We start from the raw sequence: 20,906 nt of genomic DNA on the forward strand, positions 1-20,906 counted from the left end.
TTTCGAGGGGTTTCTAAGGGGACGGGCGGCCGTTGAGGCCGTCCACGATGGCGGTGGTGTTGGTGCGGATCATGTCGAGGTACGTGGCGGCGCCCGGCGATCGCCGGCTCAGGGACTCCGAGAACAGGGTGACCACCTCGACGTCCACGCCGGCCTCGGAGGCGAGCACCCGGGCCAGGCGGTCGGGCTGCGAGGAGTCCGCGAAGATCGCCTTCACCTTCGTGCGCCGGATCGTGTCCCGCAGCGACTTCAGATCCGACGCGCTCGGCGAGGCCAGGGTCGTGCCGCTGGGGATGACGGCGCCGACGACCTCGAAGCCGTACCGCTGCGCGAAGTAGCCGAAGACGTGGTGGTTGGTGACCAGCAGCCGGCCGGCCGCCGGAATCGCTGCGACCTGCCGCCGGACCCAGCCGTCCAGCTCTTCGACCCGCGCGCGGTAGGCGGCGGCGCCGGCCCGGACGGCGGCCGCGTCGACGCCGTCCACGTGGGCGATGACCTGCGCCGCGACCAGGTCCACGGCTCTGGCCATCCGCTGCGGGTCGGTCCAGAAGTGCGGATCCGGCTTCCCCGAGGACTCGTCGGCGGTGAAGCGGAGCGGATCGACGCCCTCGCCCACGGCCAGGGCGGGCACGCCGGCGTCCTCGGCGGCCTCGACGTTGCGCAGCACGCCCTCCTCCAGGCCGAGGCCGTTGTAGACGATCAGGTCCGCGTCCTCGATCAGGGCGGCCTCCTGCGCGGAGACGCCGAAGGAATGCGGGTCGGAGTCCGGTCTCATCAGCACGGTCACCTCGGCCGCGCCGCCGACGACGGCCCGGGTCACGTCGCCGAGGATGTTCGTGGTGACCACCACCCTGGGGGCGCGCTCGCCGGTCTCGGCGCAGCCGGCCAGCACGAGAACGACCGCGACGGCGGCACACGCGGCGCGGGCCGCGCGGGTGGCGCGGCGCGGGATGCGGGTGATCACGTGGGCGGCGCGGGTGGCGCGGCGTGGGGTGAGGGTGGCGCGGGCGGTGTGGCGCGGTGCGGTCATCGGCCGGTCTCCGTCATGTGCGCGGCGGCCGGGCCGGCGTCGAACGTGCGGGCACGGCGCAGGCCGTCCCCGTAGTCGATCTCGTGGACGACCCGGCTCGCCGGATCGTTGACGTACGCGCGCCTGGTGTCCACCTCGATGGACGGCGAGCCGGTCAGCGGCACGGCGAGCAGCTTGGTCCGGGCGCTCTCCTCGCCGGTCACGGGGCTGTGGGCGTGCAGCACGCCGTCCCCGGTCAGGGACAGGACCGGCGACTCCGGGCCGGCGGCGTTCACCGCCACCACGGGGCCGGTCTCCAGCAGCCGCCACGATCTCGCGGTGACGTCGAGCAGCCAGATGCCCGACCGGCCGGCCTTCGCCGCGAGCGTGGTGCTGCCCGGGCGGTGCCGGAACTCCTTCGCCCGCTCCGGCGCGCCGCGCGGATAGCGGATCTTCACCCCCTTGAACGTGCCGTCCTCCTCGGAGACCAGCAGGGCTCCGTCGGCGCAGCCGATGACCACGCCGCGCCGCGTCACCGCGGTTCCGGCCGGGTCGTCGCAAGTCCCTACGGCGGCGCCCACCCCGGCGGCGGCACTCGGCCCGATGGCGGTGCTCGGCCCGGCGGCGGTGCTCGGCCCGGTGGAGGTGCCGGGCCCGCCGGTCCGCGGGCGGGCTCGTACGACGCCGGCGTCGGCAACCAGCAGGTGCTCGCGGTAGGGCACGACCGCGGCGGCCTTGAGTGCCCCCGTCTCGGCGATCTCGCCCTGCTCCAGCCGGGCCCGGTCGAGCAGCCTGACCGTGCCGTCGCCCGACCGCACGGCGGTGACGGCCGCGTCGCCGGAGACGACGTACGGAGGCCGCCCCGCGACCGTCCCGAGGTCGCGCACCGCCGCCCGGTAGTAGTGGGAGTGGTCTCCGTGATCCACGCTCCAGCCGCCGCCGTCGACGACCCGCAGCGCGCCCGAGCTCGTGGTGAGGTAGGCGAAGCGCCCGTCGCCGGTGACGTCCTGGACGCCTTCGACGCCGGGGAGCGCGGAGACCTTCCCGGTGAGCAGGTCGAGCACCTGCGCCTGGCCCGCCTGCCGGCCGGCGAGGACGAGGCGGGACTGCGGCTCGGGCAGCTCCTCGGCGCCTTCCACGTACCCGTGCGGGACCTGCGCCCGCGCGCTCGCGGGCTCGCTCCGGCTCTCCTGGGCGCACCCGGCGAGCAGGATCGCAGCGCAGAGTGCCGCGGCCGGTGACCTGGACGTTCTCGCGTTCACGGCTTCGCGTCCTTTCCCGCGCTGGTGGGGAGCCGTCGCCTGAGCAGGCCGGCCAGGGCGGACAGGAAGAACAGGGCCACGGCGACGGCCGCGATCGTGGCGCCCGCCGCGGTGCTCGCGTGCCACGACACGACCAGCCCGGCCACGGTCGAGACGATCCCCAGTAACGCGGCCCCGAGCATGATCATCGGGATCCGCCGAGCCCACAGCGCGGCGGCGGCCGGCGGCCCGATCAGCAGGCCGAACACCAGCAGCGTGCCCACGATGTGGAACGAGGCGACGATGGCCAGAGTGATCAGGCCGAGCAGCAGGGTGTGCGCCAGCCGGGGCCGCAGGCCCAGCGTGTGCGCCTTGCGGGCGTCGAAGGCGAGGGCGACGAACGCGCGGTGACCGAGTGCCGCCGTCGCGGCGGTGACCGCGAGCGCGATCGCGAGCCCGGCCAGGTCCTGCCGCCGGACCGCCAGGACGTCTCCGAAGAGGAACGCGGTCAGGTCGACGGCGAAGGACCGGGAGTGCGAGACGACGATCACGCCCAGGGACAGCATCCCGGCGAACAGCAGGCCGATGCTGGTGTCCTGTGACAGCCGGGGCGACCGGCTCAGCACGCTCACGCCCAGCGCCATGCCGCCCGCGCTCAGCAGGCCGCCGATCAGGACGTTCACTCCGGCGAGGGAGGCGAGCGCCACTCCGAGCAGCATCCCGTGCGACATCGCGTCGCCCAGGAAGGCCATCCCGCGCAGCACCACCCACGTCCCGGCGAGCGCGCAGAGCAGGGACACCAGGACTCCCGCCCACAAAGCCTGCCTGACGAAGGACACCTGAAAGGGATCAAGCAACCAATCCATGACGCAGCACTCTACAATGAAAACCGTTGTCACTTTCAAGGGAGGTCTCATGAGAGGGACTGGCGTAGTCGTCATCCGCGACGTCACGGCGGGATACGGGCGTCGGACGGTCCTGCACTGCCTCGCGGCCAGCCTGCCGCGCGCCGGCGTCACCGCCGTCGTGGGCCCGAACGGCTCGGGCAAGTCCACCCTGCTGGGGGTGCTGGCCGGGACCGTGCGGCCGACGCAGGGCGGGATCGAGGGCGCGGGCGGCGCCCGTCCGGGGTACGTGGTCCAGCGCGACGCCGTCCCCGACGCGCTGCCGATCACCGTGCGGGACACCGTCGCCATGGGCCGCTGGGCGCTGCGCGGCCCGTGGCGGCGGCTGACGGCGCATGACTGGTCGGTCGTCGACGCGTGCCTGGCCACGGTCGGCATGTCGGAGCTGGCCGGATGCCGGCTGAGCGCGCTGTCGGGCGGCCAGCGCCGGCGGGCCCTGCTGGCCCAGGGCTTGGCCCAGGAGCCGGACCTGCTCCTGCTGGACGAGCCCGCGAACGGGCTGGACCTGGACGCCCGGCAGCACATCGCCGCCGCCCTCGACCGGGAGAAGGCGCGCGGGGTCACCGTGGTGCATGTCACCCACGACCTGGCCATGGCGATGCGCGCCGAGCACTGCCTCCTGCTCGACCAGGGGCGGCTGCTCGCGGAAGGCCCGCCCGGCGACGTGCTGACGCCGGAGACGCTGAACCGGGCGTTCCATGATCCGCTCGGCCGGGTGCCGCGACCCTGAGCGCGGCGCGGCGGCCCGCCTCGCCTACGACGAGGCGGAACGCCCGTGATGGGTCAGACGCAGGGCTTGTACGGCTTGTCGTACAGGGAGTAGTCGGCCGGCTTCTTGAGCGAGCTGAACTTCAGCGTGCCCGACTTGCGGCAGAAGCTCGACGGCGCGGTCTCGTACTCCACGTGGAAGACGGGCTTGCCCGCCTTGACGAAGGCCGACAGCGTCTCGCACTCGTCGTACTGGAAGCACTCCTCGTTGACCGCGTAGTCGAAGTGCGAGACCAGCTCGTCCACCTGGCTGAGGTCGTTCTTCAGCGCCACCGACAGGCCCTTGCGGTGGGCGAGGGCGGCCAGCGCGCGGTTGTAGATGAGCTGGGTGGCGGGGGCGACGCTCCAGCCGGTGACCGACTTGCCCTCCTCGTGGGCGTTGACGACGTCGAACTCGACCCCGTCGAACCCGGCCTGCACGCACTTGTCGACGCGGGCCTCCATGAGCTTCAGCAGGAAGTCGCGCTGGCCCTGGTCGTTGTTGATGTTCGCCCAGCGCTCGTTGGGGAACTCGGGGCTGAACGGCTTGCCCAGCAAGGAGTTGCCGTGGCTCTTGTGCCAGGCGACGGCCTGCTGGTAGTCGGGCCTGAACTCCTCGATCGAGCCCGCGTCCACGTAGCAGATCGCCTTGGCGCCCCTGGCGTGGATGGCCTTGACGGCCGCCGTGTTGAGCGTCTTGTTGTCGCCGGACACCTCCTCGGCGGCGTACAGGTCGATGTCGAAGACGCTCGGCCGCACGCAGGCGCCGCCGCTCTGCGGGACCTCGCAGATGTCGACGTTGATGCCGCCGGTCGCGGCGAAGGACTTGCGGCCCTGGAGCTGGTACTGCCAGCGGCTCTGCACCGCCGGGCGCCAGATGGCCGCAGAGTTCGATGCTGATTCCGATGCTGATTCCGATGCTGCGTCCGATGCCTGGGACGGGATCGCGAGCCCGGCGACGGCGACCGGTAACACGGCCATGACCATGGCGAACCGGGTCAGGAGCGGGCGGAGGTTGGCCAAGTGACTCATCCTCTATTCCGTAATGTGGAATGCAATTCCATTGTGTTCTGGACTAGTCGGATTATAGGCCGCCAACCGATCTTGATGCGGGGTCTACTCTCGAAATGGAAGGGACACGGCCATGGACATCAACGTCGTTCTCGCAGTCATCGCCTTCTTCCTCTTCGTGCTGGCGATCACCGGCGTGAGAGTGGTCAATCAGGTCGAACGCGGCATCGTCTTCCGCTTCGGCCGGGCGCAGCAGGAGATCCGGGGCCCCGGCCTGCGCTTCCTCATCCCCGGCGTAGACCGCATGCGCAAGGTCAACGTGCAGATCGTCACGATGCCCATCCCGACGCAGGAGGGCATCACCCGCGACAACGTCTCCGTACGAGTGGACGCCGTCGTCTACTTCAAGGTGGCCGACCCGATGCGGGCCGCCATCGAAGTGCAGAACTACCTGTTCGCGATCGAGCAGGTGGCGCAGACCTCGCTGCGCTCCATCATCGGCAAGAGCGAGCTGGACGACCTGCTCACCAACCGTGAGGAGCTGCACAAGGGGCTCGCGCTGATGATCGACAGCCCGGCGCTGGGCTGGGGCGTCCACATCGACCGGGTCGAGATCAAGGACGTGCAGCTGCCCGAGAGCATGAAGCGGTCCATGTCGCGGCAGGCCGAGGCCGAGCGCGAGCGGCGGGCCCGGGTGATCGTCGCGGACGGTGAGCTGCAGGCCGCGCAGAAGCTCGCCGACGCCTCGGGGATCATGTCCGAGACGCCGGCGGCGTTGCAGCTGCGGCTGCTGCAGACCGTGGTGGAGGTGGCCGCGGAGAAGAACTCGACGCTGATCATGCCGCTGCCGGTCGAGCTGCTGCGCTTCTTCGACCGCGCCACGCAGACCACCGCCCCCCAGCTCGCCGCGCAGTCCCGGGCCGCCGCGTCGTCCGAGGTCGCCGCGGTCGATTCCGAGCGGGTCCGGCCGGATCCGGTGCCGCCCGCGCTCGCGAGCCCCGGCGTCCCAGAGCTCCTCGAAGCCGTCGCGGCGGAGGACCAGGCCGTGGCCGTCGGCGAGGAGCCGAAGGCCGCCGCCGAGAAGCCTGCCCGCTGACCCCCTGGACGGCTCGCGACCCCGGTCCGGAGTTGAGGTCATGGCGGGGCTACGGGCGTGTCCGCTCTCGGAGGAGGGCGCGTACCCGGTCGATGGTCGCACCCGCGCGTTCCAGGTTCTCCTGGAGCGTGCCGGTGGCGTCGCGGAGCCGGGCGGCGGCGAGCCGGCGGTCGTCGAGCAGGGCGTTGCCCGCGCCCAGGAGGGACTCCGCCCGGCCGCGCTCCTCGGTCTCGGCCTGCTGCCTGGCCTGGTGGATCAGGCCCAGGATGGTCTCGGCGAGCCGCGCGGAGTCCATGCGCATGGCGCGCGGGTCGAGGCGCAGGTCCCGTACGCCGGACGCGCAGTCGTACTCGACGCTCACCCAGCCGTCCTTGGACTCGGCGCGCGCCGTCGCCGGGGCGCCGGGCGGCCGGCCCAGCTGGTCGAAGAAGCGGTCGGCGTCGGCCGCGAGCCGTTCGGGGTCGAAGCCGAGCGCCTGCGTGAAATCCATGATCACTCCCAGGGGAAGGTGTAGGAGCCGTCGGGGGCCTGCTCCGGCACGTACCGGCCGGTCACCGTCTGGCCGCCGCTCGTGAGGTCGCCGACCGCCTTGGCGCCCGCGAGCTGCGGCAGGCCGGCGGGCAGCGGCGTGCCCGCCCGCGAGCCCGCCCAGAGCCCGCCGGCCGGGAACCGGCCGCTGATCCCGTGGGCGGTCAGGTCGCGCTCGATCCGGTTCGCGGTGCCCCAGACCAGCATGGGGCCCTGGGCGAGCGTGGCCGAGGCGAGGTCGTTCAGCCCGCTGCGGTCGCCCCGGGCCATCCGCGCGCCCACGTCCACGGCGACGGCGGCACTCAGCGCGGCGGCGCACCCGTGCAGCAACGCGTCGAACAGGGACTCCACCGCCCGGTAGCCCTCGAAGAGCTTGATCAGGCACTGCATGGCCAGGATCCGGGCGCCGGCCAGGCTCAGCGGCGTGACGGCGGCGGCCAGCACCCACAGCGCGAGCGCCGCCAGCACCGCCGCGACCAGGAACTGGAACAGCACCATCGCGGCCAGCGCGGCGCCGGCCGTGTACAGGGTGAGCGCGGTGACCACGGCGCGGATCTCGATGCCGCGCAGGCCGGCCAGGTAGTCGCCCATGCGCCGCTGGAAGGCGCGGCCGTCCTCGCTGCGCCAGCTGGCCGTGGCCACCTCGGAGACGAGGGCCTCGACGTCCAGCCGGGCGGCGGCCACGTCGTCGTGCACCGACAGCCAGGTCTTCGCCGCGTCGAAGAAGGGCTGGGGGTCGTAATGGTGGATGTACATCTTCGCGACGAACGGCCAGCCGGCCGGGACGCCGAGGGCCGACAGCGTGGCCGCCGCGCCGGTGCCCAGGACCAGGCCGCGCCGGGCCAGCTCCGCGAAGGTCATCGCCATGTGGGGGAGCTCGCGCGTTCGGCGTCCTGCCAGGCGGCGATGGAGGTCGTCATGCCGTCCTGGATCCGCACGGTGTCGTCCGCGTGGCGGCGCATCTCGGCCATGGTGAGCGCCTCGACCTCGCTGTACGCCAGCGCCAGCGAGTAGGTGAACGAGGTGAAGGCCGACTCCGTGACGGTGAGCGCGACCAGGCTGGGCAGCACCCGGTCGAGCGGCGCGGCGGCCTCGGGCAGGCGTGATCTGATCTTCCTGAGCCGGGATCGCTCGATCTCCACGTCAGGGGTCCAGGGTGATGTCGGCATATGTCGCCTTCGTTCCGTGCTGATGGTCTCCCCAGCCTCGCGCGCGGCGGCACCGCGTGGCCGCGTTCCGACGCAACCCTGACGCGAATCCGACACCCACCCCCGCGATCTTGACGTTCCAACGACGCCCCACCGACGCCCCACCGACGCACACCGCCGTCCCAGCGACGCCTCAGCGCCGTCCCAGCGACGCGCGGCGGCGGGAAACCCGATTGCACCGGACGCGACGCCGCTGACATGGTCGTCGCCATGCCCGCCTACACCGCGCCCGATGGAACCGAGCTCGCCTACCACGAGTCCGGCAGCGGCGCCCCGCTGGTCTGCCTGCCCGGCGGCCCGATGCAGGACTCCGGTTACCTCGGCGAGCTCGGCGGCCTGCCGGCGCACCGGCGGCTGGTCATGGCCGACCCCCGGGGCACCGGCGGCTCCGCGACACCGCAGGATCCCGCCTCCTACCGCTGTGACCGTCTCGTCGGCGACCTGGAGGCACTGCGCGTCCATCTCGGGCTCGACCGCATGGACCTGCTCGCCCACTGCGCCGGCGCGAACCTCGCGATCCTGTACGCCGCCCGCCACCCCGGCCGGATCCGCAACCTCGTGCTGGTCACCCCCAGCACCTTCGCCGCCGGCATCTTCCCCACGGGGCAGGCCAGGATGGAGGTCGCCCGGCTGCGCGCCGGCGAGCCGTGGTTCGGGCCGGCCTTCGCCGCGCTGGAGAGCATGGTGGCCGGTGGAGCGGCCGACCGGGACGCCGTCCAGCCGTTCTTCTACGGCCGGTGGGACGCGACGGCACGCGCCCACGTGGCGGCCCAGGCCGGCCGCAGGAACGAGGAGGCCGCGGCCGTCTACGGCGCCGAGGGCGCGTACGACCCGCAGGCCACCCGCGCGGCGCTCGCCACGTTCGGCGCGCCGACGCTGGTCCTGGCCGGCGAGGTCGATCTGAACTCGATCCCGAGCGCCGTGGCCGAGCTCGCCGGGCTGTTTCCCCGTGCCGAGTTCGCCGTCCTGCCGGGCGCGGGCCACTTCCCGTGGCTGGACGACCCCGGCCGGCTCGTGACGGCGATCACGACGTTCCTGGGCTGACGGCGGCTACCCGCCCCGCCGGGCACCGGGCGCGGTCCTGGCGTGCGGGACCACCATCGGGGTGGCCGTACGCGGATCGGGCACGATGTCGCACGGCAGCCCGAACACGTCGTGGACGAGCTCGGCCGTCAGCACCTCCGACGGCGCCCCTTCCTTGACCACCCGCCCCTGGTCCATCACCACGAGGTGGGAGGCGAAGCGGGCGGCCTGGTTGAGGTCGTGCAGCACGGCGACGATCGTCCTGCCCTCGTGGTGCAGCTCCTTGCAGAGCTCCAGCAGGTCGTACTGGTGGGCGATGTCGAGGAAGGTGGTCGGCTCGTCGAGCAGCAGCAGGCCCGTCTGCTGGGCGAGCACCATGGCGATCCAGGCGCGCTGCCGCTGCCCGCCGGACAGCTCGCCGGCCTGCGCGTGCGCGAGCTCCGCCAGGCCGGTGCGCTCCAGCGCGGCGTTGATCGCGTCGTCGTCCTCCGGCGACCACTGGCGCAGCAGCGTGTGATGCGGGTAGCGGCCCCGCCGTACGAGCCCGTGGACGGTGATCCCGTCGGGCGCGATGGGGTTCTGGGGCAGGAGGGCGACGTGCCTGGCGGCCTGCCTGCCGCGGTAGGACCAGATGTCGCGGCCGTGCAGCAGCACCCGCCCGCTGTCGGGCTTGAGCACCCGGGCCAGCGCCTTGATCAGCGTTGACTTGCCGCACCCGTTGGGGCCGATGACCACGGTGAGCCCGCCGACCGGGAGGTCCAGGCTGACCTCGCGTACGACGGGCGCGCCACCGTAGGAGACCGTCAGGTCCCTGGCGCCCAGCCCTGTCTCCTCCGCGACCGTACCGGTGCTCAAAGGCTTCCCTTTCTCCATTCGCGGGTCAGCAGATATCCGAGGTAGAGGCCGCCGATGGCCATCGTGTAGACGCCGACGGGCAGATTGCCGGGAACGGGCAGCTGCTGCGCGGCGAGGTCGGCCAGCACCAGCAGCAGCGCCCCGACGAGCGCGGACAGCACCAGGTGCGGGCCGGGGCCGCGGGTCATCCGCCGGGCGATCTGCGGGGCGGTGAGCGCGATGAACGAGATCGGCCCCGCCACCGCGACCGCGCCCGCGGACAGGACGACCGACAGCACCACCGCGAGGGTCCTGGTGCGCCTCGGCTCGGCCCCGAGCGCGGCGGCCAGCTCGTCGCCCATCTCGGAGACGTCCAGCCGCCCGGCGATGAGCGCCACGAAGGGCGCCACGACCAGCAGCACCAGCCAGATGGTGGTCGCGTGGTCCCAGGAGCGGGCCGACAGGCTGCCGTTGAGATAGGCGGTCAGTACGGTCGCCTTGTCCCGCTCGACCGCGTACACCACGTACTGGGTGAAGGCCACCGCGATCGCGGAGACGCCGATGCCCGCCACGATGAGGCGTCCGGGGTTGCGGAACCCGGTCCCGGTGGAGACGTACACCAGGGCCATGGCGAGCACGCCGCCCGCGAGCGCGCCGAGCGGCACCGGCAGCACGCCGGGCAGGAACAGCGCGGCCATCGCGGCGCCCGCACCGGCTCCGGCGGCGAGCCCGATCACGTCGGGGCTGCCGAGCGGGTTGCGGGTGACCGTCTGGAACAGCGCGCCCGACAGCCCGAGCGCCGCGCCGGTGCCGGCGCCGACGACCAGGCGCGGCCCGCGCAGGCGCTCCAGCACGAACGCCGTCTTCCCTTCGGCCCCCTGCGTGAGGGCGCCCGCGAGGTCGGCGAGCGGGACGCCGAGGCGGCCGAGCGAGAGCGTGGCGACGGCGGCCGCGGCGATGAGCACCAGCACGGCGGCCGCCGCGACGACGGAGGCGCGCCCGGCGGGGATCGCCACCACGCGCCCGATCCTGAGCAGGCCCCGCGAGGACGCGGTGCGGGTCCCGGTCATGTGCCGCCCTTCATCCTGCGTACGGCCAGCAGCAGCGCGGGCGCGCCGAGGAACGCGGTCACGACGCCCACCATCAGCTCCTGCGGGCGCAGCACGAGCCGGCCCGCCACGTCCGCCAGCAGGAGCAGGGCGGGGCCGACGAGGGCCGAGAAGGCGATCTGCGCGCGGAAGTCGACGCCCGCGAGCGCCCTGACGATGTGCGGCACGGCCAGGCCCACGAACGCGATCGGGCCGACCGCCGCGGTCGCCGCCGCACTCAGCAGGGTCGCCGCGGCGAGCCCGCCGATGCGCAGGGCGGCCGGGTTCGCGCCGAGCGCGGCGGCGGACTCGTCGCCGAGCGCGAGCGCGTTCAGCGCGGAGGACAGCAGCACGGCGAGCAGCAGGCCGGCGGCGGCGAGCGGGAGCACCGACAGGAGCACCTCGAAGTCGCGGCCGCCGAGCGCGCCGACCACCCAGTAGCGGTAGCTGTCGAAGACCTTCGGCAGGCCCAGGGTCACGGCCTGCACGTACGCCGTCAGCACCGAGGTGACGACCGCGCCGGCCAGGACCAGCCGCACCAGCCCCGCGCCGGATCCGGCCGAGCCGATGAGGTGCACCAGCACGCCGGCGAGCAGCGCGCCGGGCAGCGCCCACCACACGGTGCCCCACTGGCCGCTCACCCCGAGGAAGGCGGTGGCGGTGACGATGCCGGCGGAGGCGCCCGCGGTGATGCCGAGCATCCCGGGGTCGGCGAGCGGGTTGCGGGTGATGCCCTGCATGAGGGTGCCGGCCACGGCGAGGCACAGGCCGGCGAGCAGGCCCAGCGCGGTGCGCGGGTACCGGCTCTCGACGACGGTGGTGGTGTTGGCGTCCGCGGTGCCGTTCAGCACGCCGAGGACGTCGGCGAACGAGGTGGGATGGCTGCCGAACGTGACGCTCGCCACCACGGCGAGCGCCAGGAGGGCGAGCCCGATGAGCAGCGAGCACAGCAGCCGGGCGGGGCGGGCGCGAGTGGCGCCCGCACCGCCCGGCATGGTGCGGCCGGTGGTGGTCGTCATGGGGGTGGCGTGCGGCCTCAGCGCTCGATCTTGGCGACGGCCTCGTCGATCAGCGGCAGGTAGCGGTCGATGACCCAGGGCACGGTGAGCGGGTTGATGATCGACGACCCGGTGACGAAGGGGTTGTCGGCACTGGCCACGACGGCGCCGCGCTTGACCGCGGGGATCTCCCCGTACAGCTTCTGCGCCTCGATCTCCTTGCGGGTCTTGGCGTCGGTGTAGAAGGTGAAGATCAGGTCGCTCTTGGCGAGCTTCTGGGCGTTCTCCAGGCCGATGAGGGCGGAGTCGGTGCCCTTGGTCTCCTCGAAGGTGTTCACGACCGGGTCCACGGTGAGGCCGAGCGAGCTGACCATCTCCACCCGCTGCTCCTCCGGCTTGAACACGCCGAGCGTGCCGGGACCGGTGGTGTAGATGTAGGAGAAGGTGACGTCCTTGTACTGTGGCCGGGTGGCGGCCGCGTCGGCGAGCTGCTTCTTGATCGTCGAGATCAGCGTCGCCGCCTCGGCGGGCTTGCCCAGCGCCTTGGCGATGATCTCGATCTGCTGGTCCCAGTTCGTGCTCCACGGCAGGTCCGGGTAGGCGACGGTGGGCGCGATGTCCTTGAGGAGGTCGTACTGCTCCTGCGTGATGCCCGACCACGGGGCCAGGATCACGTCGGGCTTGAGCTCCAGGATGGTGTCGTAGTCGATGTTCTCGCCGCCGGCGAACTGCTTGGGCAGGGTGCCGCCCGCCTTGGTGACGGCCTCGTGGATCCACGGCAGGTAGCCGGACTTGTCGCTGCCCCACTCGTAGCTCTCGATGCCGACCGGCGTGTGACCGAGGGCGATCGCGGTCTCCGTCGAGCCCTGGCCGAGGGTGACGACGCGCTCGGGCTGCTTCGGGATCGTGGCCTGGCCGAGCGCGCTGTCGATCGTCACCGGGAACACGCCGGCCGCGCTGCCGCTGCTCGCCGGCGCCGTCGCCGCGGGCTGTTCGGCGGCCTTCGGCTCGCTGCCGCCACCGCAGCCGGCGAGGGTGAGCAGGACCGTGGCGGCGGCTGCGGAGAGAGCGAGCGCGCGGCGGCGCACCCGGGGAAACCTTTGCGGCATGGATGTTCCTTGCGATTACTGACTGGCACGACGAGCGGCTGCGCACGTCACTTCGGACACTTAGGCAAGCCTAACCTACTTATGTCCCGCTTCATGCCTCCCTGCCCTGTCAGCCCACCAGCCTGCCGTGAACCTGATCGGCCGCCCGCCCGACTGTGCTGGGTGACGGGAGGACGAGATGACCGATGAGCTGCTGGTGGTGCGGGCCCAGCTGGGCGAGCGCGCGGCACTGGCCGACCTGGTGGCCCGCTGGCGGGTGCCGGTGTGGACGTACGTACGGCGCATGCTGGACGCCGAGCGGGCCGACGATGTGACCCAGGAGATCTGGCTGGCAGTGGTGCGTGGCCTGCCCCGGCTGCGCGAGCCCGGCCGGTTCGCGCCCTGGCTGTTCACGATCGCCCGCCGGTCGGTGACCGATCGCCTGCGCAGCGAGTACGCCGACCGGCGGGAGGACCTCGCGGCCGGGGACCCGGCCGCCGAGGACCCGATCGAGGCCATGGTGGATCGCGCCGACCTGGTGAGCGCGTTGTCGGCGCTGCCGGTGATGGAGCGGGAGATCCTCGTCCTGTACTACCTGGAAGACCTGCCCGTGGAGGAATGCGCGCAGATCTGCCAGATCCCGGCCGGAACGGTTAAATCCCGGCTCAACCGGGCCCGTCGCCTGTTGCGCGAACACCTCCAGGAGAAGGGATACCGCCCATGACCGAAGAGCCGAACCTGTCGGCGGATGAGCTGATCGAGCGGCTGGAGCCGTCGCTGTCACGCGGAAGGCGCGTTCGCGCCCTGGTGGCGCTGCTGGCCGGGCTGGCCGGCACGGTGTTCGTGACCGCGCTGTGGTGGAGCGAGCCGGGCGCCCTGCCCGCCCGCACGCAGCTGGCGTTCGGGCTGCTCACCGTGTTCTGCCTGGCCTGGGCCTGCTACGGAGGGTGGCTGCTGACGCGCAGGGTGCCGCTGTTCGCGACCGACCGGGTGATCGCGGCCTGGATCGCCCTGGTCGCCTCCGTCACCACCACCGGGGGCGTGGCGGCCGTCGCCGTCCAGCGCGGCACCGGGCTGGGGGTCGCGCTGGCGATCGGCGGGCTGTTCGTCGCGGCGGCGCTGGTGCTGGCCGTACGCGCCCACGGCCGCAGGGCCGCTCTGCTGCGCCGCAAGCGGGAGCTGCTCGGCGAAGAGGAGGTCTGAAAACCGGGCTCCTGGTCCGGGGTCAGGCGTCGAACCGGACCTCCGGGTGGAACTCGTTGCGGAAGGCGGCCGCCGCGGCGCCGAGCTGCTCCGGCGACGGGACGTACGGGTGCGCGGGCAGATCGGCGGAGCCGGCACGCGTGCCCGCGGCGGCGAAGAACCCCTCGAAGCCGCCCGTGCACACGCCCAGCACCCGGGTGCCGTCGGACTCGGAGCGGTAGCTGTGCAGCAGCCCGGCCGGTACGTAGCCGAAGTCGCCCGGACCGAGCACCCGGTCCAGCAGCTCGCCCGCCGCGCTCTGGATCCACACCCGGACGCGGCCGTCGAGCAGGTAGAAGATCTCGTGCACGTCGGGGTGCGCGTGCACCGGGATGGCCTGGCCCTTGGGCGCGGTCATGGTGAACACGCCGAACTGCCCCTCGGTCTCCTCCTTGCCGAGCAGGACGGTGAACAGGGAGTCGAACAGGTGGGCGTGCTCCCCTTGCCCCGCTTGCAGGAAGTACGGCGACGGGCTGCCGGGCAGGACGCTCGGTCCTGGGGCGTGGCGGGCGAACTCGGCGCTCATGTGATCCTCCTCGGGATGTCGGCCGGACGCGCCCCCAGGCGTACCGCGTACTACGGAAACCTGAAATAGGGATATCGCGCCGGACTTATCCGAGATGCCCAACCTGGTGCGCCAGGTAACAGGGGAGTACGGACCCTGTTCCACCCCGGCCCGCGCGGGCCCGAGCGGCCGGCGCCAGGGTTTGGCCGAGCTCCCACCAGGGAAAACCGACGTCGGCGCAACCCCCTCAGACGAAGTAGACGATCATGGGCGGCGAGTTCGAGCTACGCTGCGCGATCAACGAAGATCTCGCGCTGATCCGGGACCTGGCACGCATCCATGCCTGGCACGCCGGGCTGCGCGGCCGGCGCCTGGACGACCTGGTGCTGGCCGTCAACGAGGTGGCGGCCAACGTGCTGGAACACGGCGGCGGAGCCGGCCGCCTCGTCGCCGTCGCCGAGGACGGCGGCCTGACCGTGCGGATCAGCGACGTGAAGGGAACGCTGTCCCCCGAGCACCTGGCCGCGGCCCGGGCCGGGCCGAGCGGCGCCCGCGGGCTGGGGCTGTGGCTGGCCTGCCGTCTGTGCGACGAGGTCGAGCTCGATCACCCCGGCGGCGGCGCCCGGCTCAGCCTGCGCGTGCACGGCCCCGTCCCGAGCCGGCCCGCCCGGGCAGAGCGGGAGAGTGCCGCGGGGCCAGGGGGATAGAGGCAGATTCTGCTAGAATCGTTCGGGTGGTTAACGCTGAGCCTCTGACGCGCGCGGAGGCGCTCGCCGCGGACATCGAGTCGATGATCGCCGACCGGCGGCTCGGCCCCGGCGACCTGATCGGCACGATGGACGACTTCCGCGACCGCTCGGGTTACGGCCGCGCGACGATCAGCGAGGCCGCGCGCCTGCTCAACGATCGCGGCACCGTCGAGATCCGTCCCGGCCGTGGCGGCGGCCTGTTCGTGGCTCGGTCCAGCCCCATCGTGCGGCTGCGCCACACCCTGCTGACCGTGCGCAAGATGCCGGCCACGGTGGCCGACGCGATCGCCGTGCGCGAAGCGCTGGAGCCGCTGATCGCCGCCGACGCGGCTCGGCACCGTACCAAGCAGGACATCTCCGACCTGCGCAAGCTGCTGACGCAGCTCAAGCGCGCGACGAGCAGCACCGACCGGTTCATGCGCGCCAACTGGGCGTTGCACGAGCGCATCGCGGAGATCACTCCCAACCACCTGGCCAAGGCCGTCTATCTGGGCATGACCCAGTGCATCAGCGATCTGTCCGCGCACGCCGACTCCGACGACGCCGGCCGTACGGAAGATCATCTGCGTCTCCGCCTGGACGTGCACACCGAGCTGGTGGAGGCCATCGTCTCCGGCGACCTCGCGCGGACCGCGGCGGCCGTCGAGCGTCACCACGCTCCCTCGTGAACGGCGCCGGGCCGGGTGCGGCGGGGCCCCGCCGCACCCGGCCCGGCGGGATCAGTGGATGTAGACGCTGTCGCCGTACTCGGAGATCGTGCGCTGCCCCGGGTAGACGAGCTCAGGGCTGACCCCCGTGCAGTCGGCCGAATCGAAGATCAGGGCGATCTCGTCGGTGTGGTTCTCGACCACGAGCGGCCATCTGAAGCTGGAGTAGCAGCCGCTGGGATCGACGTGGACCTGGCCGTTGACGATCAGCACGCCGTTGGCGGCCTGGGCGGGGGAAGGGACGGACAGGGCGAGCAGCGCGGCGGCTGCGACGGCGCCGAGCTTCGCGGAGATCCGCGGCATGGGTGACCCTTTCGTGGCAGGTGCGGTACCCCGTCCCCGCCGGCAGCCTGTCCGGCGGTGACGGTCACCTGGGGTCTGCCCGGCACCGGAAGTCACAATGCGTAACTGAAAGTTAACTCCATGTGTTCGCGGCGTGCGGCTACTGCCGCCGTGGGGAGGCTTGACGGCGGGCGTGCCAGGTCAGCGCGGGACGATCGGCAGCGTGATGTAGGAGTCGGGGTAGACCTTCTGGTGCTGGACGACCAGGTCGGTCTCGGCGGCCTCGGCGGCGGGCCGGCCGGTGCCGGGGTTGCGGTCGAAGCGGGGGAAGTTGGAGCTCGACACCTCCACCCTGATGCGGTGCCCGGCCTTGAAGACCTGGCTGGTGGCCACCAGGTCGATGGTGTACGTCCCGGACGAATCCGACGTGCGGACGATGCCGTCGATCACGCTCAGCGCCCGGCCGCCGGGATGGACGTTCACCAGCTTTGCCGTCCAGTCCGTGGCGGCCGCGGAGGTTTCGGCGTGCAGGGTCACCGAGATCGGGCCGGTCACCTCGACGTCGGCGGCCAGCACGTCGGAGGTGTAGCAGAGCACGTCGGGCCGGAGCTCCACCTCCCGCTGGTCCTGCGGGCCGACGTTGGTGGGGTCGGGGAGCAGGAGCGGGCCTCCGACCGTGGGCACCGGGTCGCGCGGGTCGAAGGTGAAGGCGGCGGGCTCGGCCGACGCGGGCGGCTCGGGCGAGAGCAGGCCGTCGCCGTGCAGGTGGTAGCGGGTCTCGACGGCGCGGGCGAGCGGCCAGGACTCCTCGTCCCGCCACACGTCGTCGCCCATCACGAAGATCTTCACGGCGGGGCCGGTGTCCTGGCCCCTGAGGAAGGCGAGCTGCCGCTGTTCGAGCTGGATCGCCTGGGCCGAGGCGCCGAAGCCGAAGTCCAGCCGCCCGGTCCCCGAGGCGCCGGGCCCGAGGTGCGACCACGGGCCGATGACGAGCGGGCCGCCCAGCCGCCGGTGGTTCTCCAGCGTCCCGCCCAGGAACAGGTCGAACCAGCCCGCGACGTGCATGACGGGCACCTCGATGCGGTCGTGCCGCAGCGTCTCGGCGAGGCCCTGCCAGTAGTCGTCGCGTTCCGGGTGCCCGGTCCACTCCTGCCACCACGGGATGCCGGGAATGTCGCGCACCGGCAGCGTGCGCACGGCGGTGGGCTGGTCGCCCATCACCGGCAGGAGCGCGCCGAACTTCGCGCCCACGTCCTCGCCCGCCTCCATGGCGTGCATGAGCCCGAGCATCGACTGCATCGCGCCCCAGTTGAGCGCCGAGCCCAGGGCCAGCGCCCCGCCGTGGTACTTCAGCCCCTCGTGGAAGTCGTGCGGCGTCATCTGGGCGACCACGGCCTTCAGCCCCGGCGGGCGGGTCGCCGCCGCCTGCAGGGCGCAGCCGGCCAGGTAGGACATGCCGCTCATCACCACCTCGCCATTCGACCAGGGCTGCGAGGTGATCCAGGCGATCGTGTCGTGGCCGTCCACGCCCTCGTCCAGCCACGGCCGGTACTCGCCGTCGCTGCTCCCGCGCCCCCTGCAGTGCTGCAGCACCACCGCGTACCCGGCCTGCAGCGCGGGTATCACCGGCGCCATCCGGAACGTCCCCTCCCCGTACGGCGTGCGCATGAGCAGCGTGGGGAACGGCCCGCCGGTCGCCGGCCGGTGCACGGAGCCGCGCAGCACGGTCCCGTCGCGCATGGGCATGGGCGCGTCGTGCTCGACGGCGACCGGGAGCGAAGGGCGGTTGAGCTTCGGCATGTGCGGCTCCTCGGGGAAGGTCAGGTCAGGGTGTAGGCGTCGTACCGGACGGCGGCGGCCGTGCGGGCCGCCGAGGCCACGGCCAGGGTGCGGTTGAGCCAGAGATACCGCTCGTCGCCCGTCTCGAAGCGGCAGAACAGCCGGAAGTAGTATTCCGACGGGTCCACCTCCTCACCTCGCGCGAGGCGCGCGAGCACGCCGGGCGTGCCGTGCCGCACCCCGCTGGTGGAGATGTACAGGAGCGCGTCGTCGTGGGTGCGCAGGGTGTAGCGCGTGTCGACACTGATGGTGCCGTCCGCGTGCACGATCTGCCAGTCCGCGCCGCCGGGAAGGACGGAGCCGGAGAGGCGCGGGCCGTCGAACGCGCCGCCGATGATGTTGATCACGCGGCGGCGGCCCCAGTGCGAGTCGCCCAGATCGAGGATCGGGTCGAGGTCCACCTGGAAGGTGGCGAGCGGTTCGAGGTTCACGGGGTGACACTCCACGAAGGGCGTTCGGTGAGCGAGGCCGGGTCGAACCCGGCCGTGCGCTTGTAGGAGTCGGCGATCTCGGCCAGCTCCGTGTGCGGGATGACCTGCTCGACGTCGTCGAAGCCGCCGGGCGCGCGCTCGTGGGCGAGCTTCATGACGACCTCGGGTCCCATCTTCCTGTTCGACAGCAGCAGCGCCGTCGTGGCGGGCCGCCGCAGGCTCTCGTACGCGGCCAGGTCGCCGTGGGCGAGCGAGTGTGCCAGCACCCGGGCGTCGATGATCGCCTGGGAGGCGCCGTTGGAGCCGATCGGGTACATGGCGTGGGCCGCGTCACCGAGCAGCGTGACCCCGCCGGACGTCCAGCGGGGGAGCGGATCGCGGTCCACCATCGGGTACTCGTAGGCCGCCTGCGCCCCGGCGATGATGCCGGGGACGTCCAGCCAGTCGAAGCTCCAGTCCGCGAAGTGCCGGCCGATCTCGCCCAGGTCGGCGGGGCGGTTCCAGTTCCCCCGGTCCGGGGCCTCGCCGTCCAGCGGCCGCTCGGCGATCCAGTTGATCAGGGTGCGCCCGCCCGTCTCGATCGGGTACGCGACGAACTTCTGGATCCCGTCCCCGGCCATGATCATGGATCGGCCGGTCAGGAACGGCTCCCCGTACGTGGTGCCCCGCCACAGGACCAGGCCGTTGCACGGCGGCGGTCCCTCGCCGGGATACAGGTGGGCGCGGACGGCCGAGTGGATCCCGTCCGCGCCGATGAGCAGGTCCTCCTGGCCGGGGCCGGTGATGCGGCTGCCGGTCCGTACGGCGTCCGGGCCCAGCCGGTCCAGCACCGCCTCCAGCAGGAGCAGTTGCAGGCGGCCGCGGTGCACGGAGTACTGCGGCCAGGCGTACCCGGCGCCGAGCCCTCTGGGCTCCGACCAGATCGGCGTGCCGTACCGGTTGAAGTAGGCCAGCTCGGCGGTGGCGACGCCGATCTCCGCGAGCCGGTCGGCCAGCCCCAGCTCGGTCAGCTCCCGCACGGCGTGGGGGAGGAGGTTGATGCCGACGCCCAGCGGCAGGATCTCGCGGGCGGCCTCGTGCACCGTCACGTCCTCGAACCCGGCCGCGTGCAGGCTGAGCGCGGCGGTCAGCCCGCCGATGCCGGCTCCGGCGATGACGATGCGCACGGCACCTCTTCTCCTGGCAGATTGTTATGGCCGTAACAATATCCACGAGCGGCGCCGTAATACGCAAGACTTGACCGGTGAACAGCGCCGATGCGGACCTCGCGGGAGGATCCCCGCCCGTCCCCGAGGACCTGCGGTATGCCGCCTTCGCGCGCGAGCGCCTGGCCGCGATGCCGCCCCCGGCCGACCCGGAGGCGTTCGCCCTGGCCTATCACCTGCTGCAGCTCGCCTACCTGCTCGTCACCGACCTGGAGACGCACATCCACCGCCCGCGCGGCTGGACGCTGCCGGGGTTCCGGCTGATGTTCAAGCTCTGGCTGCTGGGGCCCACGCAGCCGGTCCGGCTCGCCGAGCTTTCCGCCATGTCCCGCTCGGCGGTCACCAACGCGGTCAACACCCTGGAGCGCTCCGGCCTGGTGGAGCGCCGGCCGGTGCCGGAGGACGCCCGCGCGGTGGTGGTCGCGCTGACCGGGGAGGGCGAGGCGGCCGTGCGCGAGGCGTTCGCGGAGCAGACCCGCAGGGAGCAGGATTGGTTCTCGGCGCTCGACGCCGCCGAGCGCCGGCACCTGACCGGCCTGGTCACCCGCATACTCAGGGAACGCCCGGCCGGGGTCCCCTAAGCCCGGTCGCCGCTCTCGGCCGCGGTCCGGTCGATCAGGCGCTCGTAGCGCTGCTTGGCGGCCTGCGGGGTGCCGAGCCCGAGGCCGAAGGCGATGCTCTGCCAGGTCATGCCGCGCCCTCTGGCCATCTGGAGCAGCCCGGCCTCCAGCTCGTCCATCTCGGCGCGGGCCAGGGGGATGAGGCTGAGCGCCGCGGTGATGTCGTCGTGGTCCACCTCGGGCTCGCCGTCCTCGCGCAGCGCGGCCCCGCTGAGCAGGAACGTCACGAGCCTGACCGCCTCCTGCGGCCCGATCATGGAGGCGTGCGCCTGCCGGCCGCGTTGCCGGTCGGTGGCCGCGTGCCGCTCGGCGATGCGGAAGAGCGAGGCGTGCACGCGCTGCGCCCGCGCCCGGGCGGGGTCCTCGGGGGTGAACGGGTGCTGTCCGGGGTTCGATTGCATGCGACCAGAGTGGACGGCTCACGAATAGTTGTCAACTTATTGTGTTGAACGGACTGTTTAAGCGGTGGAAACTCAGCGCGCGGACGATGACATTTGCATCTGTGCCCCGCCGGTCCGCCGGGACAAGGTAGGACCTCGTGAGCGCCCCC

The 20,906-nt window shown here is 72.6% G+C and carries 25 protein-coding genes; 8 read left to right on the plus strand and 17 right to left on the minus strand.

What is annotated here, in order from left to right:
- Positions 1-13 precede the first annotated feature (13 nt).
- From aztC to aztB, 3 genes are read right to left on the minus strand one after another with little or no spacing between them, the layout of a single operon-like run.
- Positions 14-1,030, minus strand: a complete 1,017-nt coding sequence (aztC, locus tag ETD85_RS20870; RefSeq protein ID WP_138691427.1) for a zinc ABC transporter substrate-binding protein AztC — start codon at positions 1,028-1,030, stop codon at positions 14-16.
- Complete coding sequence (locus tag ETD85_RS20875) at positions 1,027-2,271, minus strand: hypothetical protein (protein ID WP_138691428.1); 1,245 nt, start codon at positions 2,269-2,271, stop codon at positions 1,027-1,029. The genes aztC and ETD85_RS20875 overlap by 4 nt, the downstream gene beginning before the upstream one ends.
- Positions 2,268-3,116, minus strand: a complete 849-nt coding sequence (gene aztB, locus ETD85_RS20880; protein WP_138691429.1) for a zinc ABC transporter permease AztB — start codon at positions 3,114-3,116, stop codon at positions 2,268-2,270. Before aztB ends, ETD85_RS20875 begins: the two co-directional genes overlap by 4 nt.
- A 49-nt stretch (positions 3,117-3,165) precedes the next feature.
- On the opposite strand from aztB, the gene aztA reads away from it, so the two are divergent.
- Entirely contained in the window at positions 3,166-3,885 is a 720-nt protein-coding gene (gene aztA / locus ETD85_RS20885; protein WP_138691430.1) for a zinc ABC transporter ATP-binding protein AztA, read from the plus strand.
- A 53-nt stretch (positions 3,886-3,938) separates the two neighbouring features.
- Here aztA and ETD85_RS20890 read toward each other — a convergent pair whose 3' ends face one another.
- Entirely contained in the window at positions 3,939-4,766 is an 828-nt protein-coding gene (locus ETD85_RS20890; RefSeq protein ID WP_206058428.1) for an endo alpha-1,4 polygalactosaminidase, read from the minus strand.
- A 280-nt stretch (positions 4,767-5,046) separates the two neighbouring features.
- Between ETD85_RS20890 and ETD85_RS20895 the strand changes: the two genes are divergently transcribed.
- Complete coding sequence (locus tag ETD85_RS20895) at positions 5,047-6,009, plus strand: slipin family protein (protein WP_138691432.1); 963 nt, start codon at positions 5,047-5,049, stop codon at positions 6,007-6,009.
- Positions 6,010-6,058: 49 nt separating this feature from the next.
- On the opposite strand, the gene ETD85_RS20900 is transcribed toward ETD85_RS20895, so the two are convergent.
- Genes ETD85_RS20900 through ETD85_RS20910 form a run of 3 tightly spaced genes read right to left on the minus strand, consistent with a single transcriptional unit; the run spans position 6,059 to position 7,706 of the window.
- A complete protein-coding gene (locus tag ETD85_RS20900) occupies positions 6,059-6,499 on the minus strand; it encodes a YbaB/EbfC family nucleoid-associated protein (protein WP_138691433.1) in 441 nt (146 codons plus the stop codon).
- A gap of 2 nt (positions 6,500-6,501) precedes the next feature.
- On the minus strand, positions 6,502-7,404 hold the full coding sequence (locus ETD85_RS20905) for a hypothetical protein (RefSeq protein WP_138691434.1): 903 nt from the start codon (positions 7,402-7,404) through the stop codon (positions 6,502-6,504).
- Positions 7,395-7,706: a hypothetical protein gene (locus ETD85_RS20910; protein WP_138691435.1), complete on the minus strand. Its 312-nt coding sequence runs from the start codon at positions 7,704-7,706 to the stop codon at positions 7,395-7,397. The genes ETD85_RS20905 and ETD85_RS20910 overlap by 10 nt, the downstream gene beginning before the upstream one ends.
- 249 nt (positions 7,707-7,955) lie before the next feature.
- On the opposite strand from ETD85_RS20910, the gene ETD85_RS20915 reads away from it, so the two are divergent.
- Positions 7,956-8,789, plus strand: a complete 834-nt coding sequence (locus ETD85_RS20915) for an alpha/beta fold hydrolase (protein WP_138691436.1) — start codon at positions 7,956-7,958, stop codon at positions 8,787-8,789.
- A 6-nt stretch (positions 8,790-8,795) separates the two neighbouring features.
- Here ETD85_RS20915 and ETD85_RS20920 read toward each other — a convergent pair whose 3' ends face one another.
- Genes ETD85_RS20920 through ETD85_RS20935 form a run of 4 tightly spaced genes read right to left on the minus strand, consistent with a single transcriptional unit; the run spans position 8,796 to position 12,797 of the window.
- Entirely contained in the window at positions 8,796-9,641 is an 846-nt protein-coding gene (locus tag ETD85_RS20920; RefSeq protein WP_138691437.1) for an ABC transporter ATP-binding protein, read from the minus strand.
- Positions 9,620-10,672, minus strand: a complete 1,053-nt coding sequence (locus ETD85_RS20925) for a FecCD family ABC transporter permease (protein WP_138691438.1) — start codon at positions 10,670-10,672, stop codon at positions 9,620-9,622. Before ETD85_RS20925 ends, ETD85_RS20920 begins: the two co-directional genes overlap by 22 nt.
- Positions 10,669-11,709 (minus strand): FecCD family ABC transporter permease, encoded by a 1,041-nt coding sequence (locus ETD85_RS20930; RefSeq protein WP_138691439.1) that lies wholly within the window; start codon positions 11,707-11,709, stop codon positions 10,669-10,671. Before ETD85_RS20930 ends, ETD85_RS20925 begins: the two co-directional genes overlap by 4 nt.
- A gap of 17 nt (positions 11,710-11,726) precedes the next feature.
- Positions 11,727-12,797 (minus strand): iron-siderophore ABC transporter substrate-binding protein, encoded by a 1,071-nt coding sequence (locus ETD85_RS20935; RefSeq protein ID WP_138691440.1) that lies wholly within the window; start codon positions 12,795-12,797, stop codon positions 11,727-11,729.
- Between the two features lie 178 nt (positions 12,798-12,975).
- On the opposite strand from ETD85_RS20935, the gene ETD85_RS20940 reads away from it, so the two are divergent.
- Positions 12,976-13,500, plus strand: a complete 525-nt coding sequence (locus tag ETD85_RS20940; protein ID WP_138691441.1) for an RNA polymerase sigma factor — start codon at positions 12,976-12,978, stop codon at positions 13,498-13,500.
- The gene (locus ETD85_RS20945; protein WP_138691442.1) at positions 13,497-13,979 is read left to right on the plus strand and encodes a hypothetical protein; all 483 of its coding nucleotides are present in this window, start codon (positions 13,497-13,499) and stop codon (positions 13,977-13,979) included. Before ETD85_RS20940 ends, ETD85_RS20945 begins: the two co-directional genes overlap by 4 nt.
- A gap of 22 nt (positions 13,980-14,001) precedes the next feature.
- Here the strand turns inward: ETD85_RS20945 and ETD85_RS20950 are convergent, their stop codons facing one another.
- Entirely contained in the window at positions 14,002-14,544 is a 543-nt protein-coding gene (locus ETD85_RS20950) for a quercetin 2,3-dioxygenase (RefSeq protein ID WP_138691443.1), read from the minus strand.
- 245 nt (positions 14,545-14,789) lie between these two features.
- Between ETD85_RS20950 and ETD85_RS20955 the strand changes: the two genes are divergently transcribed.
- On the plus strand, positions 14,790-15,230 hold the full coding sequence (locus ETD85_RS20955) for an ATP-binding protein (protein ID WP_138691444.1): 441 nt from the start codon (positions 14,790-14,792) through the stop codon (positions 15,228-15,230).
- Positions 15,231-15,256: 26 nt separating this feature from the next.
- Entirely contained in the window at positions 15,257-15,940 is a 684-nt protein-coding gene (locus ETD85_RS20960; RefSeq protein WP_240779271.1) for a FadR/GntR family transcriptional regulator, read from the plus strand.
- A gap of 51 nt (positions 15,941-15,991) precedes the next feature.
- Here the strand turns inward: ETD85_RS20960 and ETD85_RS20965 are convergent, their stop codons facing one another.
- The 4 genes from ETD85_RS20965 to ETD85_RS20980 form a co-directional block, all read right to left on the minus strand.
- Complete coding sequence (locus tag ETD85_RS20965; protein WP_138691445.1) at positions 15,992-16,282, minus strand: hypothetical protein; 291 nt, start codon at positions 16,280-16,282, stop codon at positions 15,992-15,994.
- A 180-nt stretch (positions 16,283-16,462) separates the two neighbouring features.
- Positions 16,463-18,061, minus strand: a complete 1,599-nt coding sequence (locus ETD85_RS20970; protein ID WP_138691446.1) for a CocE/NonD family hydrolase — start codon at positions 18,059-18,061, stop codon at positions 16,463-16,465.
- 20 nt (positions 18,062-18,081) lie between these two features.
- Positions 18,082-18,531 carry a DUF3237 domain-containing protein gene (locus tag ETD85_RS20975; protein ID WP_206058429.1) on the minus strand — a complete coding sequence of 150 codons (450 nt, stop codon included), beginning with the start codon at positions 18,529-18,531 and terminating at the stop codon, positions 18,082-18,084.
- Entirely contained in the window at positions 18,528-19,697 is a 1,170-nt protein-coding gene (locus tag ETD85_RS20980; RefSeq protein WP_138691448.1) for a flavin-dependent oxidoreductase, read from the minus strand. The genes ETD85_RS20975 and ETD85_RS20980 overlap by 4 nt, the downstream gene beginning before the upstream one ends.
- Positions 19,698-19,774: 77 nt before the next feature.
- On the opposite strand from ETD85_RS20980, the gene ETD85_RS20985 reads away from it, so the two are divergent.
- Positions 19,775-20,317 (plus strand): MarR family winged helix-turn-helix transcriptional regulator, encoded by a 543-nt coding sequence (locus ETD85_RS20985; RefSeq protein ID WP_240779272.1) that lies wholly within the window; start codon positions 19,775-19,777, stop codon positions 20,315-20,317.
- Here the strand turns inward: ETD85_RS20985 and ETD85_RS20990 are convergent.
- Positions 20,314-20,757, minus strand: a complete 444-nt coding sequence (locus tag ETD85_RS20990) for a DNA-binding protein (protein ID WP_138691449.1) — start codon at positions 20,755-20,757, stop codon at positions 20,314-20,316. The two genes, ETD85_RS20985 and ETD85_RS20990, sit on opposite strands and share 4 nt — an antisense overlap.
- Between the last annotated feature and the right edge of the window lie 149 nt (positions 20,758-20,906).

The sequence above is a fragment of the Nonomuraea zeae genome, from assembly GCF_005889725.1.
GTDB classification, from domain to species: domain Bacteria; phylum Actinomycetota; class Actinomycetes; order Streptosporangiales; family Streptosporangiaceae; genus Nonomuraea; species Nonomuraea zeae.

Excerpts from the sequence above, each read along its gene's own strand:
- aztC (WP_138691427.1), bottom strand. The coding sequence starts at position 1,030 with ATGACCGCACCGCGCCACACCGCCCGCGCCACCCTCACCCCACGCCGC.
- aztB (WP_138691429.1), bottom strand. The coding sequence starts at position 3,116 with ATGGATTGGTTGCTTGATCCCTTTCAGGTGTCCTTCGTCAGGCAGGCT.
- aztA (WP_138691430.1), top strand. The coding sequence starts at position 3,166 with ATGAGAGGGACTGGCGTAGTCGTCATCCGCGACGTCACGGCGGGATAC.
- ETD85_RS20895 (WP_138691432.1), top strand. The coding sequence starts at position 5,047 with ATGGACATCAACGTCGTTCTCGCAGTCATCGCCTTCTTCCTCTTCGTG.
- ETD85_RS20900 (WP_138691433.1), bottom strand. The coding sequence starts at position 6,499 with ATGGATTTCACGCAGGCGCTCGGCTTCGACCCCGAACGGCTCGCGGCC.
- ETD85_RS20905 (WP_138691434.1), bottom strand. The coding sequence starts at position 7,404 with ATGGCGATGACCTTCGCGGAGCTGGCCCGGCGCGGCCTGGTCCTGGGC.
- ETD85_RS20910 (WP_138691435.1), bottom strand. The coding sequence starts at position 7,706 with ATGCCGACATCACCCTGGACCCCTGACGTGGAGATCGAGCGATCCCGG.
- ETD85_RS20915 (WP_138691436.1), top strand. The coding sequence starts at position 7,956 with ATGCCCGCCTACACCGCGCCCGATGGAACCGAGCTCGCCTACCACGAG.
- ETD85_RS20920 (WP_138691437.1), bottom strand. The coding sequence starts at position 9,641 with ATGGAGAAAGGGAAGCCTTTGAGCACCGGTACGGTCGCGGAGGAGACA.
- ETD85_RS20925 (WP_138691438.1), bottom strand. The coding sequence starts at position 10,672 with ATGACCGGGACCCGCACCGCGTCCTCGCGGGGCCTGCTCAGGATCGGG.
- ETD85_RS20930 (WP_138691439.1), bottom strand. The coding sequence starts at position 11,709 with ATGACGACCACCACCGGCCGCACCATGCCGGGCGGTGCGGGCGCCACT.
- ETD85_RS20935 (WP_138691440.1), bottom strand. The coding sequence starts at position 12,797 with ATGCCGCAAAGGTTTCCCCGGGTGCGCCGCCGCGCGCTCGCTCTCTCC.
- ETD85_RS20940 (WP_138691441.1), top strand. The coding sequence starts at position 12,976 with ATGACCGATGAGCTGCTGGTGGTGCGGGCCCAGCTGGGCGAGCGCGCG.
- ETD85_RS20945 (WP_138691442.1), top strand. The coding sequence starts at position 13,497 with ATGACCGAAGAGCCGAACCTGTCGGCGGATGAGCTGATCGAGCGGCTG.
- ETD85_RS20950 (WP_138691443.1), bottom strand. The coding sequence starts at position 14,544 with ATGAGCGCCGAGTTCGCCCGCCACGCCCCAGGACCGAGCGTCCTGCCC.
- ETD85_RS20955 (WP_138691444.1), top strand. The coding sequence starts at position 14,790 with ATGGGCGGCGAGTTCGAGCTACGCTGCGCGATCAACGAAGATCTCGCG.
- ETD85_RS20965 (WP_138691445.1), bottom strand. The coding sequence starts at position 16,282 with ATGCCGCGGATCTCCGCGAAGCTCGGCGCCGTCGCAGCCGCCGCGCTG.
- ETD85_RS20970 (WP_138691446.1), bottom strand. The coding sequence starts at position 18,061 with ATGCCGAAGCTCAACCGCCCTTCGCTCCCGGTCGCCGTCGAGCACGAC.
- ETD85_RS20990 (WP_138691449.1), bottom strand. The coding sequence starts at position 20,757 with ATGCAATCGAACCCCGGACAGCACCCGTTCACCCCCGAGGACCCCGCC.